This is a genomic window from Shewanella hafniensis, from assembly GCF_019655335.1.
Classification (GTDB): Bacteria; Pseudomonadota; Gammaproteobacteria; order Enterobacterales; family Shewanellaceae; genus Shewanella; species Shewanella hafniensis.
This window is the reverse complement of sequence record NZ_BPFD01000003.1, coordinates 80,324-97,349: the sequence shown is the minus strand read 5'-3', so window position 1 is coordinate 97,349 and position 17,026 is coordinate 80,324. Positions and strand designations below refer to the sequence as shown.

13 protein-coding genes are annotated in these 17,026 nt (G+C 47.3%); 4 read left to right on the top strand and 9 right to left on the bottom strand.

Going from position 1 to position 17,026, the window contains the following annotated elements; all coding sequences use genetic code 11:
* Positions 1 to 35 precede the first annotated feature (35 nt).
* The 5 genes from ruvA to K5Q99_RS01920 form a co-directional block, all read right to left on the bottom strand.
* The gene (ruvA, locus tag K5Q99_RS01940) at positions 36 to 653 is read right to left on the bottom strand and encodes a Holliday junction branch migration protein RuvA (RefSeq protein ID WP_106650592.1); all 618 of its coding nucleotides are present in this window, start codon (positions 651 to 653) and stop codon (positions 36 to 38) included.
* Positions 650 to 1,171, bottom strand: a complete 522-nt coding sequence (gene ruvC, locus K5Q99_RS01935; protein WP_006081743.1) for a crossover junction endodeoxyribonuclease RuvC — start codon at positions 1,169 to 1,171, stop codon at positions 650 to 652. Before ruvC ends, ruvA begins: the two co-directional genes overlap by 4 nt.
* A 119-nt stretch (positions 1,172 to 1,290) precedes the next feature.
* Positions 1,291 to 2,037 (bottom strand): YebC/PmpR family DNA-binding transcriptional regulator, encoded by a 747-nt coding sequence (locus tag K5Q99_RS01930; RefSeq protein ID WP_220775866.1) that lies wholly within the window; start codon positions 2,035 to 2,037, stop codon positions 1,291 to 1,293.
* A 308-nt stretch (positions 2,038 to 2,345) separates the two neighbouring features.
* A complete protein-coding gene (gene aspS, locus K5Q99_RS01925) occupies positions 2,346 to 4,124 on the bottom strand; it encodes an aspartate--tRNA ligase (protein WP_106650594.1) in 1,779 nt (592 codons plus the stop codon).
* A 184-nt stretch (positions 4,125 to 4,308) separates the two neighbouring features.
* The gene (locus K5Q99_RS01920; RefSeq protein ID WP_220775865.1) at positions 4,309 to 7,119 is read right to left on the bottom strand and encodes a diguanylate cyclase domain-containing protein; all 2,811 of its coding nucleotides are present in this window, start codon (positions 7,117 to 7,119) and stop codon (positions 4,309 to 4,311) included.
* Between the two features lie 150 nt (positions 7,120 to 7,269).
* Here K5Q99_RS01920 and cmoA point away from each other — a divergent pair, with 150 nt between their 5' ends.
* From cmoA to K5Q99_RS01900, 4 genes are all read left to right on the top strand, one after another.
* A complete protein-coding gene (gene cmoA / locus K5Q99_RS01915; protein WP_220590329.1) occupies positions 7,270 to 8,001 on the top strand; it encodes a carboxy-S-adenosyl-L-methionine synthase CmoA in 732 nt (243 codons plus the stop codon).
* Positions 7,998 to 8,990 carry a tRNA 5-methoxyuridine(34)/uridine 5-oxyacetic acid(34) synthase CmoB gene (gene cmoB, locus K5Q99_RS01910; protein WP_220775864.1) on the top strand — a complete coding sequence of 331 codons (993 nt, stop codon included), beginning with the start codon at positions 7,998 to 8,000 and terminating at the stop codon, positions 8,988 to 8,990. Before cmoA ends, cmoB begins: the two co-directional genes overlap by 4 nt.
* A 294-nt stretch (positions 8,991 to 9,284) precedes the next feature.
* Positions 9,285 to 11,144, top strand: a complete 1,860-nt coding sequence (locus K5Q99_RS01905; RefSeq protein WP_220775863.1) for a M3 family metallopeptidase — start codon at positions 9,285 to 9,287, stop codon at positions 11,142 to 11,144.
* 203 nt (positions 11,145 to 11,347) lie between these two features.
* A complete protein-coding gene (locus K5Q99_RS01900) occupies positions 11,348 to 12,256 on the top strand; it encodes a LysR family transcriptional regulator (protein WP_220775862.1) in 909 nt (302 codons plus the stop codon).
* A gap of 40 nt (positions 12,257 to 12,296) precedes the next feature.
* Here the strand turns inward: K5Q99_RS01900 and K5Q99_RS01895 are convergent, their stop codons facing one another.
* The 4 genes from K5Q99_RS01895 to K5Q99_RS01880 form a co-directional block, all read right to left on the bottom strand.
* The gene (locus K5Q99_RS01895; RefSeq protein WP_220775861.1) at positions 12,297 to 14,777 is read right to left on the bottom strand and encodes a putative metalloprotease CJM1_0395 family protein; all 2,481 of its coding nucleotides are present in this window, start codon (positions 14,775 to 14,777) and stop codon (positions 12,297 to 12,299) included.
* Positions 14,778 to 14,782: 5 nt separating this feature from the next.
* Positions 14,783 to 15,046, bottom strand: a complete 264-nt coding sequence (locus K5Q99_RS01890; protein WP_113940374.1) for a chemotaxis protein — start codon at positions 15,044 to 15,046, stop codon at positions 14,783 to 14,785.
* Between the two features lie 102 nt (positions 15,047 to 15,148).
* A complete protein-coding gene (thiH, locus tag K5Q99_RS01885) occupies positions 15,149 to 16,264 on the bottom strand; it encodes a 2-iminoacetate synthase ThiH (protein ID WP_220775860.1) in 1,116 nt (371 codons plus the stop codon).
* Positions 16,261 to 17,025: a thiazole synthase gene (locus tag K5Q99_RS01880; protein WP_220775859.1), complete on the bottom strand. Its 765-nt coding sequence runs from the start codon at positions 17,023 to 17,025 to the stop codon at positions 16,261 to 16,263. The genes thiH and K5Q99_RS01880 overlap by 4 nt, the downstream gene beginning before the upstream one ends.
* Position 17,026 lies beyond the last annotated feature (1 nt).

The following is a 17,026-nucleotide window of genomic DNA, read 5'->3' as shown; positions in this document are numbered from 1 at the left end:
TTCTCGCAGCTTTCATCTTAATTATCATCATTCAATTAAAGCATCGACTTAAGGGCAGCTTTGATCAGTGTTTCTGAATCCATGCCCTCTTTGTAGGCTGCAGAAACCGATTTGCTCGCCTGCGGTGGTTTATAACCCAGCGAAATTAAAGCTGAAATAGCATCTTCTTCTGCGCTATTGACTGTCGGCGCAGGAGAGTAATTAGATTGCAGCACAAACTCACGCTCTGAGCCTGCAGAGGCTTCCATCAAGCTCTTGAGCTTATCGCGCATTTCAACCAGTAACCGCTCAGCGGTTTTCTTGCCCACACCCGGTAATTTCACTAAGGTCACTATGTCATCGCGCTCAACGCAACCCACAAATTCTGCGGCTGTCATGCCTGATAAAATGGTCAGCGCGAGCTTGGGACCGACACCATTGGTCTTGATCAGTAAGCGAAATAACGCCCTTTCCTGCTTAGTGATAAAACCATAGAGAAGCTGCGCATCTTCACGCACCACAAAATGGGTGTAGACCATAGCTTCGTGATTAACTTCAGGCAGCTCATAAAAGCTAGTCAGCGGCATCTGCAACTCGTAACCCACACCATTAACATCGATCAAAATTTCTGGTGCTTGTTTCTCAACGAGCACTCCCCGTAAACGACCTATCATCTGTACCGTCCGTATGTTCTTGCCGTTGCCCGGCCACTCAATGCAATTAAACTCTGGCTGGTGTGATAATGACACACAGCAACACCGAGTGCATCTGCGGCGTCAGCTTGTGGGGCTGCTGGTAATTTAAGTAGTTGTTGGATCATGTGTTGTACTTGGGCTTTCTGTGCTCGCCCCGTACCCACAACTGCGCTCTTAATTTGCGTCGCACTGTATTCGGCCACAGGTAAATTGGCAACTGTGGCAGCAACAATGGCCGCGCCGCGTGCTTGGCCTAACTTGAGCGCAGAATCGGCATTTTTTGCCATAAATACGCGCTCAATTGCAAATTCGTCCGGTTGATACTGACGAATAATCTCAGTGATCCCATCAAATATTTGCTTGAGCCTACCAGGCAGCTCTTCAGACGAAGTGCGAATACAACCACTGCCGAGGTAAATCTGATGCCGTCCCTGACATTGGATCACGCCGTAGCCTGTGATCCGCGAACCTGGGTCAACACCTAAAATAATTGCCATTAAATGCCTTATAAGGGATCTGAATTGTCGTCTCAGTTCATAGGTAAACGTGTATTCAAAGTTAGCGTGTTCGAGCTGAAATTACCTAAACTGACACCCAAATCCAGCTCACGGCCAATCTAACCTAGGTTTGCCATCACGTCATCGGAGATTTCCGCATTATGATACACTTCTTGCACATCGTCGTGATCTTCAAGGGTATCGATAAGGCGCATAAATTTTTCGGCTGTGTCAAGATCAAGCTCAGCTTTCGTTGAGGCTATCATAGCGATTTCAGCGTTATCTGCCACAAAACTAGCCTTATCGAGTGCCTCTTTGACCGTATAGAAATCAACGGGATCGGTGAATACATCTATAGCACCATCATCATAGCTGACAATATCTTCCGCGCCCGCTTCAAGCGCCGCCTCCATTAGTGCATCTTCATCGGTTCCCGGCGCATAGGATAACACCCCACGTTTAGTGAATAGATAAGAAACCGACCCATCCGTGCCTAAGTTGCCGCCCGATTTACTAAACGCATTGCGCACACCGCTCACCGTCCGATTACGATTGTCCGTCATGGTTTCGACCATCACAGCGGTGCCGCCTGGGCCATAACCTTCATAGAGAATGGTTTCGAGTTGCTGACCTTCTAATTCACCGGCGCCGCGTTTAATCGCGCGCTCAACCGTATCGCGGGTCATATTGCCGCCGAGGGCTTTATCAATGGCGACACGTAATCGTGGATTGGAATCGGGATCTGAGCCGCCTTCACGGGCTGCGACGGTTAATTCGCGAATGAATTTAGTAAAGAGTTTACCGCGTTTAGCATCTTGAGCTGCTTTACGGTGCTTAATGTTGGCCCATTTACTGTGACCTGCCATGGGAAGTCTCCTTAACTGAGGTGTCATCGCATAGCTTATCAAGAGCCGAAGTGTAAGGATTGATTAACGGCTATTTAGGATTGAACAAATAGATATTGATAAGCAAAGAAATGACGGTTCACTAAAACAGACCGAGGCTTGCGCCTCGGTTTTCGGTACTATTTAAACAGTAACTGACAAGGACTAATGCTAATAGACTAACGCCAATCGACTAATGCCAATCGACTAATGCCAATCGCCTTTCACAAAACGAGTTACACAACGTCGACTTGAATAAGGTCGATTTACAAAAATCCTTTCACGAAAGATCAGTCTTCCGCTTTAACGGCTTTCTCAACCACGGCAATGCCAAGTTCAGCTAACTGCTGCGGATTGGCAAATCCTGGTGCGTTAGTTAGCGGGCAAGCGGCTGTGGTGGTTTTCGGGAACGCCATCACATCACGGATTGAGCTTGCGCCTGTCATCAGCATGATGATGCGGTCTAAACCAAACGCTAAACCTGCATGTGGCGGTGTGCCGTAACGCAGCGCTTCTAACAGGAAGCCGAACTTCTCTTTAGCTTCTTCGTCGGTAATGCCCAGAATACGGAATACCGCAGACTGCATTTCTTGGTTGTGGATACGCACAGAACCACCGCCTAATTCGCAGCCGTTTAATACCATATCGTAAGCATCAGAAACGCGATTGGCTGGGTTAGCTTCAAGTTCTGCTGCGGTTACGCCACGCGGTGCGGTGAACGGATGGTGAACGGCATGGAAGCTACCGTTGATCTTCTCAAACATCGGGAAGTCAACCACCCACAGTGGACGCCATTGACCTTCAAGTAAATCAAAGTCTTCACCGGCTTTAAGACGCAGTGCGCCCATGGATTCGGCAACCACAGTCGCTTGATCTGCACCAAACAGGATAATGTCGCCAGTTTGCGCTGCCGTGCGGCTCACGATTTCATTGACTATGCTTTCGTTTAAGAATTTCAGCACAGGTGATTGAATGCCTTCTAAGCCAAGGCTTAGGTCATTAATCTTCATCCACGCTAAGCCTTTAGCACCATAAATGCCAACAAACTTCGTGTAATCATCGATTTGCTTACGAGACAGTGCAGCGCCGCCTGGAATACGCAGTGCAGCAACACGACCTTCTTCATCGTTAGCAGGGCCTGAGAATACCGCAAATTCGACTTCTTTGAGTAAATCGGCAATGTCCACCAGCTCTAAGGGGTTACGTAAATCTGGCTTATCTGAACCGAAACGACGCATCGCTTCGTTGTAGGTCATGCGTGGGAACTCGCCCAGATCGACGTTCAGCATTTCAAGGAATAGACCACGCATCATCTCTTCGGTTTTCGCCATCACTTGCTCAGAGCTCATGAAAGACGTTTCGATATCGATTTGGGTGAATTCTGGCTGACGGTCGGCACGTAAGTCTTCATCACGGAAGCATTTTACGATTTGATAGTAACGATCAAAGCCTGACATCATCAGTAACTGTTTAAACAACTGTGGTGATTGTGGCAAGGCAAAGAACTGACCTTTATAAGTACGGCTTGGTACTAAATAATCGCGGGCACCTTCTGGGGTTGCCTTGGTCAGGATCGGGGTTTCTATGTCTAAGAAACCGTTTGAGTCGAGGAAACGACGCACAGAACTGGTGACTTTAGCGCGGAAAATTAATCGCTGCGCCATTTCTGGACGACGTAAATCTAAGTAACGATACTTAAGACGTTGCTCTTCGCTGTTGTTCTGGTAGTTATCCATGCTCAATGGCAGTGGATCGGCAGCGTTGATGATCGTCAAGGCTTGGCCTAAGACTTCAATTTCACCTGTCTTCATTTGACCATTGACTTGGCTATCAGGACGGGCGCGAACGAGGCCTTTAACCTGAACGCAAAATTCGGCGCGCAGCGTGCTGGCGACATTGAACACCTCAGGTAAGTCTGGATCATAGACCACTTGGATCAGACCTTCTCTGTCTCTTAAATCTAAAAAGACAACGCCACCCAAATCACGGCTACGATTAACCCAACCTACCAAGGTAACTTCTTGTCCAACGTGAGACTTATTGACGTCTCCACAATAATGACTGCGCATCTAACTCTATCCTTTATCCGGAAACCGGTGCTTTGGAAATAATCAAAACGAGATAAAAGCGGCATTATAGTAAAATAATGCCGATTACCAAAGTACTTCACACTTAGGCGGTGAAGTATCAAACAGTTTTACGCCCTTGACTAGAGGCGAACGCACTATCTGAGCATGAGCGTTCAAAAAAACATCAAGCTGAGCGATAACAACGCCCGCCGCAACTTTTTGCTTGGTACATCAGCTGATCGGCTTTTTTCAATAAACCTATTGCGGTATCACCATCGCGGGGATAAATCACCACGCCAATACTAACCGCTATGCTGACACTGACGCCTTGAATAAGCAAAGGGCTCGACAGTGCCTGTAGAATATTATCAGCAACTTGGGTTGCTGCATCGAGATCTTGCACACGATTTAACAGGATAACAAACTCATCGCCGCCAAATCGCGCCACGGTATCTGAGCCACGGATAACCTTGGTTAACTTTTGGGCAACTTGTACCAGCAATTCATCGCCAATCGGGTGACCATGTTGATCATTAATCTGTTTAAAGCCATCCAAATCGATGAATAGCAAGGAAAAGTGTGCTTGCTCGCGCTGATGGGACAGCAAAGCTTGCGCTAATCTGTCATCGAGTAAGGCGCGGTTCGGTAACTGAGTCAAAGCATCGTGGTTCGCCACATGCTGCAAACGTTTTTCAGCAACTAATCGCTGGGTGATCTCACGATTTAAGCGGCGATTCACGAACAACACCGCCACCATCACTGAGCATAAGACTATTACGCCAAATACGATATAACGCAGCCATTGCAGATAGTTAGCGCTTTCTGTCGCCACTGTAAATGATACCCAGCGCGTATATATTTTTTGTTGATGTTGAGCATCAACCAAAGCCAAGGCTTTGTTAATCAGCGGCACCAGCGGCGCAAACTGAGGATAAACACCAATATGGCTATGTTGATCGGCAAGATCGCTCAGCAGCGACATTTTCAGTGTCGGATAGTGGCTGGTTTTAAGCTCAGAAGCCAACGTCACTACTTTATCGATAAACACATCCGCATTGCCATTCGTCACCGTCGCCAATCCCGCCTGCGTGTTTGGCACTATCACTAACTTGAGTGAAGGTTCCAGACTCATCAATTGTGCCACCAAATGATAGCCTTCGACCACAGCCACTCTTTGCCCTGCGAGCTGGGCAATATTGAATACCGAGACTTGTTCTAGCTGCGACACTAAGGCCCACGGCGATGGCCAATAAGCCTCACTAAACGCTAAACGCTGCTGGCGCTCCGCCGTTTGGGCGACACTGCCAGCTAAACTCACCTCGCCCTTTTGCAACGCCTCGATTAACGAATGCCAATCATCAAAGCCAACGGGCGTGAGCTTAAGTTTGAGCTGTTCCTTGAGTAATTTGACGATATCGCTGTTGATCCCCGCAAACTCACCCTGTTCATCCATAAATTCCATCGGTGGCCACTGCTTTAGATAACCGACTTTGAGTTCGCCGACACTTTCCACATAGGCCTGCTCAGCGGGACTTAAACTGACATGGCGCTCAGCTTGGATAAAAACATGATCTTTTGGATTGAGCATCCATTTATTTTCAATATCGGCAAATTCTTGATTGCTAATATTATTAAAGCCATTAGCAATCCGCTGCGTCAGGCCCGGATCATCACTGCGGGTCAACACATAGATGTTGGTGCTAAATTCGAGTTCGGGATACTGACTAAAGTCAGACCAGCCTTTATTGAGCAGCAAATAATGGGATGTCCATGCACCCGAAGCCACAAAGCCGACAATCTCACCCGATCTCGCGCCCGCGACCATAGCATCCATATTGTCGTAATAGCGCAATGCCACTTGGGGTAAGGCTTTACGTAACTCTACGAGATAAGGCGCCGTCGGCACCACCCCGATACGTTTGCCTTTTAAGCTGTCTAAATCGGTTAACTGTTGCTGATAGAGAAAGAGTCGACTCTTAACCGTATATAAATGCCAAGCCCGACTAAGCCCCGTTTTGACATCCTCGCTCTCAGGATAACCAATATGGGCATCGGCAAGACCACGGCGAACATCATCCACGCTGGAGTTCATATCGCCAGAAATATAATCAACGGCGATACCGGTTTTCTCAGACCAAAGCTGCCACATATCTACATACAAGCCATGGGGTAAGCCATCAACACCTAAGTCCACAAAAGGCTCGACGCCCAGTTGCATGGAAATAACAATCCCAGCTTGTTGACGTTGATAACCAAGCCATCGTCGCTCCGTTTGCTGGATAAAGTGTGCATCGAGCGCGGTGAAACCTTTATTGATCCTATCGACCAAATCAAGATTGCCTTTTTTGACCGCAGGAACAAATTGCATCGCCTTAATTTGGATACGCGCCGTATTGGGATAATTCGCGGCAATCTCTTGGGATGAAGCGGGATCTTTCAAATAACCTTCTAAGCCCGCAAACACCATAATCTCGCCAGCGGCGACCCCAGCGAGTAATTTCTCACGACTTTCGTAGCGTTTAAACACAAGCTGAGGTTCGATACGGTGCAATTCCGCTTCGTGAGACGAAGCCGATACCACACCAATTTGAAAGGGGATCAGTTCTTTAATGGACTTTTTACCCTGCAGGGATTTATGCAAATACAAAAAAGTCCCCACATCGGCGATGGGCACAGCAAAGTCGAACTCTTGCTCACGCTCAGTGGTTTTCCCCATGCCGATATGCACTTGCGCCTTACCTTGCCGCAGTTGGTCAAGGGACTCGTGCCAGTGGCGCGCCACAAAAATCACTTGGGTATGGCTTTGTTTCGCCCATTCTTTCCATAAATCGACCAGTAGTCCGGTCGGTTCACCATCGTTGTCGACATATTGATAGGGAAAACTATCTTCACCCATAACGAGGATTAATGGCTCATCGGGCAATGGGCTTGCCTGCCCTGTTATGCTCAAAAAACAGCTGCACAAGATCACAATTAAGTGGATCACAAACTTCAAGTTGAGCCCTTAGTACTTGATGTACATGTAACGATTTTGTTATCTATGGCGTATTAGACAAAAATTTATCGCAAATTACCAGTATGAGACTTGCTGCTAATCAATGGGATTCGTTAAAATGCCGAGTTGAATTCCCATGAAAAATCACAGATGAACGTTTCTCAAGACACTATCTACGCTCAAGCGAGCGAGCATATTAGCGATTTCCAGTTTGATAACCGTGTAGCAGGCGTCTTCAGTGACATGATCCGCCGCTCTGTGCCTGGATATACGCAAATTATCAATACCATAGGCGATTTTGCAGATCGTTTCGTCATGCCAAATACTCAAATTTACGATTTGGGTTGCTCACTCGGTGCCGCGACCTTAAGTATTCGTCGCCAAATCCAAGGTCGCCAATGTCGCATTATCGCCGTGGATAACAGTGAATCTATGGTTGCCCGCTGCCAAGAAAACCTGAATGCCTATGTTAGCGATACTGACGTCGATCTGATTTGCGGTGATATTCGCGATATCGATATTCAAAATGCCTCACTGGTGGTACTCAATTTCACCTTGCAATTTTTACCGCCAGAAGACAGAGAAACCCTGATAGCCAAGATTTATCAGGGCCTAAACCCCGGTGGGATATTAGTGCTGTCAGAAAAAATTCGCTTCGAAGATGCCCCGATCCAAACCCTATTGGAAGAGCAACATTTAGACTTTAAACGCGCTAATGGCTACAGCGAACTCGAGATCAGCCAAAAACGCAGTGCGCTGGAAAATGTCATGAAGCCTGACACCTTAACCACGCATCAACAACGCCTAACCAGCCAAGGCTTCAGTCACTTTAGTCTCTGGTTCCAATGCTTTAATTTTGCTTCTATGGTGGCCATCAAGTGATCAGCTTTAGCTCGTTTTACCAACAAATCGCCGATTCAAATCTACAGCATTGGCTCGAAACCCTGCCGAGCATTTTAGGTAAGTGGCAACGGGAACATAAACACGGCAACTTGCCAAAGTGGGAAAAAGTGCTCAACAAGCTGCACTATCCTGCTCCCGACCAAGTGGATTTTATCGATAGCGTGACCGTCGGTAGTGGCGAGCAACTGAGCCCAGGCGAAAAAGAGAAGTTAGAAAACCTACTGCGCCTATTTATGCCATGGCGTAAAGGCCCCTTCCACATTCACGGTATCCATATCGATACCGAATGGCGCAGTGACTGGAAATGGGATCGCGTAAAGCAACATATTTCACCGCTGAAAAACCGTACTGTGCTCGATGTCGGTTGCGGCAGTGGTTATCACATGTGGCGCATGTTGGGCTCAGGTGCCAAACGTGTCGTCGGTATCGATCCTTCACCGTTGTTTTTATGTCAGTTTGAAGCGGTAAAACGGTTAGCGGGTACACATCATCCCGTGCACTTGTTGCCCCTTGGCATTGAAGAGTTGCCACCGCTCGATGCATTCGACACCGTTTTTTCCATGGGCGTTTTGTATCACAGACGCTCTCCTATCGATCACTTGCTACAACTGCGTGATCAGTTGCGCACCGGTGGTGAGCTAGTGTTAGAAACGTTAGTGATAGATGGCGACGAAAACGCCGTACTCGTGCCTCAGGATAGATATGGCAAAATGAATAATGTATGGTTCATTCCGTCAGTTGCCGCGCTCATGCTCTGGTTAAAGAAGTGTGATTTTACCGACATACGTTGTGTCGATACCGATGTCACCGCCCTTGCTGAGCAACGCCGTACAGACTGGATGCCCAACGAGTCACTGGTTGAATACTTAGATCCTAACGATATCACCAAAACAGTTGAAGGTTATCCTGCGCCCAAACGTGCCACGATTATCGCAGTGAAAAATCAACCTAATCAAGATTTAACCTGACCTTTTCAGTCTGAAGCCAGCAAATATCAGCCATAGCGTCCTCAATGTTCGAGTGGGTAATGGCTGATATCAATTGCCGAAAGATCACTATTCCTCTCGTTTATCTGGAATATAGAAGTGTTCAGCCGCTCATTGTGACTCCTTCCTGAATAGCAATACATTTGCGACTCTCACCCTTACCGTTGACATCGATAACGGAACAGGGTTTCATGCATAACAATGACTTGAAGCTAGCTCAATTAGATACTAAGCCAAAGTTAACTCATTCCATCACAAATGCAGAACACATAACCCATGTTAAAACCCACTTTACTGGTTAGCCTGCTTGGCTTGAGCCTTTATGCTACAAATGCCGCCTACGCGGCGCCAAGTCCTGTCCCCCTCTTAGTGGAGCAATGTCTGCGTTTGCCAAACATTGAGCTTGCATCTGCCTTCGCCAACGCACGCTTAACAACAGCACAATTAACCTTGGCTCAGCAGGCGCTTATTTTTGAGCAACAGACGATAGGACTCAATAATATTAACGATAGACTCAACTATTACCGTGGGTTTAACTTACCAAGTGAGGAACGCGAGGGTCTACTGCAATGCCAGCTACACCTCGCCGACACCCTGTCGCAACTTCTCAGCCAAACAGAATTTAGCCAACTGGCTTACGCCTTAGCCCAAGGTAATGCAGAACAAATACTACTGAGCCAACAGCTTAAACAATTGCTACAACAACATTGGCGCGCCGAGGAGAAAGCGAAATTACATACTGCACAAGCCAGCATAGGCCAAGGGTTAGGCAGTCAACAATTTAGTCTTGCCTTCAATGACAGCCAATGCCAACCCGAAGCGACTCAGCAACAACATCATCTGCATAAAAAAGGTGATAGAAGTGATGAGCCGAAGCCCGACAGTTCAAAGCAGAGCGACTTTTCTGGCACTATCGCCAGTTACTTACTAGCGCAAGAAAACGCCGTATGTCGCCAAAATGTATGGCAGGCCTACCAAGCCAGAGCCAGTGAAACCAATCAAACGGCATTACAGCGAATTGCTGAGCAGCGCCAACAAGCCGCCACTGCTGCAGGCTTTACCGATTACAGCGCCTTAGCGCTTAGTTCGCAGCAGTTATCGTCCCCTACCTTAGTCAAAGCCTTTCTTGATAGCCAAACCCAAGATTTGCAAGTGGCTCCCTGGGATATTGGACGTACACTGTCACAACAAGCATCAGCCAAAGGCCCCACATGGCAGACCTCAGACCTCTTGAGTCGCAGCTTTACTTATCTGCAAGTGTTTGGTTTACAGTTTGAGACCATAGCAACCGCCAACGCCGAGAAAACACCAACCGCTCCTAATCGGCCGCATATTGTCAGGGTCTACCACCAGCAAAGATTGCTGGGTGAAATCTATGTGGCGTACAACCAAAATCCACAGCAAAGTAGTCAACAGCAGACATTGCGCCAAAGTGTACTCGGCCAGCAATTTGGACAACAGGCGTTGGATCTTAAGCCGCAGCTGAGTAACTACAAAGACATTGAACAGTTAACCGAATCCATCGCAGAAGCAGTGGCGTCCCTTGCTAAAGCGAGCCATTTCTACCTCAACAATGCCATGGGGCAGAGTCAGGATAGCTATTTTGTAGCGAGTCTCTGGTTAGCTGAAGTGCTGCGCCATCAACTCTTTCCGCAGTTTGAACAAGATTATTTACACGAGCGTGAAACATTAGCTAAAGCTTATTCGAAACAGCTCAAAGTTTTTCGAGCTAAGGTTGCAGTTAACTTTTACCAAGACGCAAATTCACAAGTCTATCCTGATATCGGTGCAGAGTTTAATGCCAGCTTTGGCCAAGATTGGCCGCAAACCAAGGATTATCCCTACAGCTTTAATGCTATCGCCAACGAAGGGCCACTCTACTACCAATCACTCTGGCAAGCATCGTTAGCGAAGCTGATTGATCAAGCCACATTAAGCTGCCAAGACAAACTTCAATTATTCAATTTGTTAGTCATCAATGAAGACGCTTTAAACCTAAGTGAACAATTGAGTGCCATCATTGGTGCGCCCGTTGATAGCGCTTCGCTGATCCAAAGACTCTCAGATAGCGATTCGGAACATGCTAGTAATTCTGGCAATCAAGCTTTCGAGTCCACAGGATCTTGTGCGTTTTAAGTGTTAATACTTAGGATGTGTTTGTGACTCGGTCGGGCGCAAACACAGCAAATCGTCATGATTTGCCTCTCTATCCCCTCAATCACTTAGCGCGACATAGCTAGCAGTATGTCGTGAGAATGACTGACTCTATGATATTTAATTGAAAAAGTCGTAAGAAGTGGCCACTATAAGCCTCAATCTATCGTTTTTTTGAGATTATAATGACTCGAGCTAAATCTACCTTAGAACAATGGCGTATTTTGCAAGCTGTGGTCGATTATGGCGGCTATGCCCAAGCGGCCGAAAGACTCAACAAGAGTCAATCGTCACTTAACCATGCCGTTGCCAAATTACAGCATCAGTTAGGTATAGAACTACTCGAAGTCAAAGGCCGTAAAGCCTATCTCACCCAGCAAGGCGAAGTACTGCTGCGCCGCTCACGGCATGTCACCCAAGCCGTCAATGAGTTAGAACAGCTCGCGAGTAACCTCGAACAAGGGTGGGAACCTACACTCACGCTTGCCCGCGAAATTATCTATCCGATGGAAAGTTTAGTGTGTGCCCTCAATGCATTTCTACCCCACAGCCGTGGCACACGCATCATCATGCTGGATTCTGTGATCACTGGCACCCAAGAGCTCATTCTGCAGGGTAAAGTCGATATTGCAATCTGTGCAGGGGTACCGCCTAAAGGGTATTTATCCGAACCCTTATGTGAACAAGAACTCTTCCTCGTCTGTCATCCAAGTCACCCACTCGCAGACTTAGGCACAATTGAAGACGATAAACTACTGGCACAGTATTTACAGTTAGTGATCAAAGATACTGGCGTGCAATCCAATATTGATATCGGCTGGCTCAAAGCTGAGCAGCGCTGGACAGTCTCTAACTTCCACGAGGCAAAAGTCATTCTTAACCAAGGTATTGGCTTCTGTTGGGTCCCCTCTTTCTTAGTCCAAGAGGAATTAGCTTCCGGCAAGTTAGTGCGTTTACATCTTGATGGCAGTCAAAAACGCCGCATCATGTTGAGCCTAGTGATCCCCAATAGGGATCAACAAGGACCAGCATCCAAACTGCTTGCCTCTTTGATTTTACAACAACATGGAATTGAACCGACGAACAGCAACTAATAGCATGAAACCAAATCATGGGAATTGTTAAAGCTTAAACTTACACACTAAAATCAACATAGCGCGCTGGGTGCTTGCCCAAGTATTGCGGCTGGATCAATCCTGCTCCTTGCGATGCATTATCTTCAGCACTTGACACACTCTGCAGTGACGCACTTCGATTTTCACTTGCACTGAAACTTGATGGCGGCGCGTTTATCTTGCTGGTATCTTTTGCGGCCAGAATTGGCAGAACAGTAGCGGATTGCGCATGATTAGACAGCTCATTTACAGGGGCGAGATTAGAAGGCTGCATATCGGCTTGCGGCGTTACGTCAACGCGGACTGAAGGCCCAATACTGGCTTGTGCAACCGCTGCATAATAACGACTTGCAGTGCTATCGGGTCTTGGAATAAAACGGGTAGCTAAATTCACAGTACTTGATGCTTCTCCAAATGCTAAGGTTGCAGTCGGCGGCTCAATGGTTTCCACTGTCGTTGACGTATTGACTGAGCCGCTAGTACTCGAGGTATTAGACTGAGTTTCCGAACTAATACCAGAACTTGTGTCAGTCGTCGCAGCAGTTTTGGCCGTCTGCGCTTCAATCCTTTGAATGAGCTTGTCGACTGCATCTGAGACTGGTGTTGAGACGACACTTTGGGGCTGAGCAATATTACCTGACTCATCAACGTCTCCCGTCACTACAGGTGTATGTTTTTCTAACGATGGCAACTCTTTGATTTGTGCATCTGCGTCTATTAATGTTTGAGTCGTTTGCAAGTCAACAATTTGTTGTTGTCGCTCCTCTGCCAGCATCACTTTAGCTTCATTCATTTTTTGCAAGGCTTCAGCGGCAACGCGAATATCCGCAGAAGAAGGATCAACCGGAGCCATTGCCGCCGCGTACACTTGTTTCATTTTGTTTATCGTTGCGAGTGGATCGCCTCCGACAGCAGAAACATCAATCTGCACTTCACCATCGGTGGCATAACGTTGGCCATCGGCACCCTTCTCATACTTAAAACTCGGACTCTGAGCGTATTGCCCGCCGACCGTGGCATGGGCATGTTCATGGGCTTTAACCTCAGAATCTCTGGCTTTAAGTGAATCAAGCTGTTGTTGCTGCTGTGCCTGCGCTTTTTCTTGGGCTTGTGTCTCTTGTTCCTGAGATTGCTGTGCCTGTGATTGCGCTTGTGACTGTTGTTGCTTTGCTTGTTCTGCTGCCACAGCTTGCTGTTTCTGCGACGCTTCTTCCTGTGCTTGCTTTTCAAGCTGATTATCATTTTTAGCAAAAACAGCGGCTAAGGCTTGCTGGCGATCATCGGGGTTAGACGCTATAGCAGGATCTTCTACCTGACTGACTTGAGCCTTAGCGTCACCGAAAACCTGAGTAAATTGTTCCAACACTGTCGGTTGAGCCACTTCATTGCGAGCGGATTGATCTACTGCTTTTGCAGCGTTTGACTGCTCAACAGTCACTGTACTCGCTGCTGAACTATTACTACTACTTATATTTCCAGAATTTCCAGAATTTCCAGAACTGTTATTTACAGAGCTATTATCTAAAGACGTGGAGGAGTCAACTAACGCAGCTCCAGTAAAGACAGTTTGTGGCCCAAACACTGCGGCTAAATCAGGCGTTATTGGAGAAACACTGCCCGTACTCGATGGATTAAAAGCGGGAAGATCTGTGCTACTCGTGCCAATTGAAGAACTCGTAGGCGTAAAAATATCAGCGGCAATACTGCTCGTGACACTAAGACTCGGACTTGTTGTAGATAAGGCGTTTGCTCCAAGGCTAGTTCCTATAGTACTCGTGATTGATGACAATGCTGGAGTCGACACAGGTGTAGCAATTTGTCTCCCACGCATACCAGAAATGGACCTTGGCCCCGTTAACAAGCTAAAACTGGCATCAGCATGCAAACTTGCCCGATCTTTTAACCCATTGACTTGAGCAACATTTGTTTGAGGAGCATTGGCTTCAGGAAGAGTAATCTGCGGCCTTGATTCAGCAAAAGGATTGGCCTTTAGTGCTTGACTTGCGCCATTGAACGCTGGTGGTAGTACAGGCGTAACATCCGCAATTGCAAGCGGCGCTTTTAAAGCATCAATACCTGCGACATTTGAACTTATGGGTGTCGCGGTATTTGTATCGCTGAATAAAGGCGTTGATGATATAGCTGCAGGCATTGCAGAAAATGTTTGAGCGCTCGATTGCAATGAACTAGCAGCCGAAGAACTTGCATTAAAAGATACATTCGGTGATGAGTGGAAAGATTGAGAAACGTAAGTTACTAATGGAGCAATAGCCGCAGCTTTAACCGGAGCGGTTGAGGTTCCAGTTAAATGTGGTTCATAGGCACCACTCGCTTCAAGTTTTGCGGAGCCTGCTTGAGTGCTGACTCCTTGATAAGTGCTATTAGCGTGAGTCTTGCTTTGACTGTGACTTTGGCTTAAATCAGTGCTTAGCGTCTTATCATGTGCCGAAAATGAAGAGGATGGCGCTCCAACCTTAGGTGATAGCGCCACTACTGACATGATGTTTACACCTTAATGTTAATGATCGAACCTATCGTTTCTGAATCAGTTTCAATCACCTCTGTAGAGGCTTCACCTTGTCTTAATGACTCATTTGCCGCCAATAATGCCGAGGTTTTATCGGGCTGGGCAACATCTCTGGCAGGCTCTGCCGGAGATGCACTTTGCGTCGGTGTCGGTTTAGCCACATCTATTGTTGCTTGAGTGAGCCCAGATTGCGCACTTTGCAAGCCTTGCAGACCGGATGAATAAGCAGATTGGATTTGCATAACGGTATTCCTGCACGCTGTGATTAATGGGTTAATTATTAACCAATGGCTTACAAAAGTACAGGTTTTATCCGCATTCTCGGCCTTAATTTACTGTCTGTTCTATTTAGTGATCCAATTAGCTTCCCAATCTTTAAATACCGGATTAAAACCCTGCAATTGCATCTGTTTAATCACTTGCTCGACGCTGCGATCATCGCTTATCTCAAATTGATCGAGTTGACTGTCGGGTGCTTGATAGCCGCCCGGTTGTGTCGAACTACCCGCACTGATTTGAGTAATTCCAAGTGGCAAAAGATTATCCCTCAGCTCAGGGCTTTCCCTTGTCGACATACTGATATCAAGCTGATGATTAAAAAGTCTAAATGCACAAATCATTTGCACTAAACCTAGATCCGATAGCATGACTTTTGGGGTGATCCCGCCAGTACAAGGCCTTAACCTTGGTAGCGAGATACTAAAGCGGGTGCGCCAATAGCGCCGCTCTAAATAGTCGAGATGATATCCCATCATTAACGCATCTAAACGCCAATCATCCAGCCCCAGTAATACCCCAAGACCAATTTTATCAACGCCCGCCGCCGCAACTCTGTCAGGTGTTGCTAAACGATAGGCAAAATCCATTTTTTTACCTCGCGAATGGTGACGAGCATAAGTCTCGGGTTGATAGGTCTCCTGATAAATCATCACAGCATCTAAACCTAGCGCGACTAACTGGCGATAATGATCCTCACTCATGGGCTGGACCTCCATCGCCACATGGCTAAATTGCTGCTTTACCAGCGGCAACATTTGCGTGAAATAATCGATACCAACCTTAGTTTCATGCTCACCCGACACCAGTAAAATAGAATCAAAACCTCTGCCTTTGATAATAGCTATTTCAGCCATCAACTCCTGTTCATTCAAGGTCTTGCGTTTGAGTTTGTTACTCATGCTAAAACCACAGTAATCACATTCATTAGCGCACAGATTCGAGACATATAGCGGTAAATACATGCCCAGATTCGCGCCAAATCGCTGCCGCGTAAGCGCCGCAGAGTGCTGCGCCATGGTTTCGATATAAGGCTCTGCCGCAGGTGATAACAAGGCCAGTAAGCTGCGCAAATCCCCTGCTGGAGTCACTAACGCCCGTTCGACATCTTGGGCTGTGCAAGAATACAAATCGAGTAACAGTTTATCCCGTGGGATCTTGGCAAATTCCGCTACAAAACTCATTGGTTTAAAAATCCCGTCAGAGGACTGGTGTGTACGGCGCCCGTTTGTACTCGTCCAAGCCCTGCTTCAAAGGCCCGTCTGCCACATTGCACCGCCTCTTTAAAGCACTCGGCCATCACTATCGGCGACGCGCTGCTGGCGATAGCTGTGTTAACGAGCACTGCATCGGCGCCCAGCTCCATTGCCCGCGCAGCCTGCGAAGGCGCGCCAATACCGGCATCGATCACCACTGGCACCCGCGCCTGCTCTATAATGATTTTTAAAAAGCTTTCAGTGACTAAACCCTGATTACTGCCAATCGGACTCGCCAGTGGCATAACCGCAGCGCAGCCTACCTCTTCTAAGCGGCGGCACAGCACAGGATCGGCATGCACGTAGGGCATCACGATAAAGCCTTTATCACAGAGGATTTTAGCCGCGGCTAAGGTTTCAATCGCATCGGGCATCAGGTACTTAGGATCGGGGTGGATTTCGAGCTTAATCCAATGAGTTCCCAGCATTTCACGGGCAAGCTCAGCCGCAAACACCGCCTCCTTGGCGTTTCTTGCCCCCGAAGTGTTAGGCAATAGCCGGACACCCGCTTGACGTAACGGCGTGAGTAAATCATCAAGTTCCATTTTAAAATCAATTCTTTTCATCGCAACTGTCACTAACTGCGATTTTGAAGCCGTTATCGCCTCAAGCATCACTTGGCTATTGCTGAATTTTCCCGTTCCGGTAAATAACCGTGATTCAAATTCCACATCGGCAATCTTTAACATA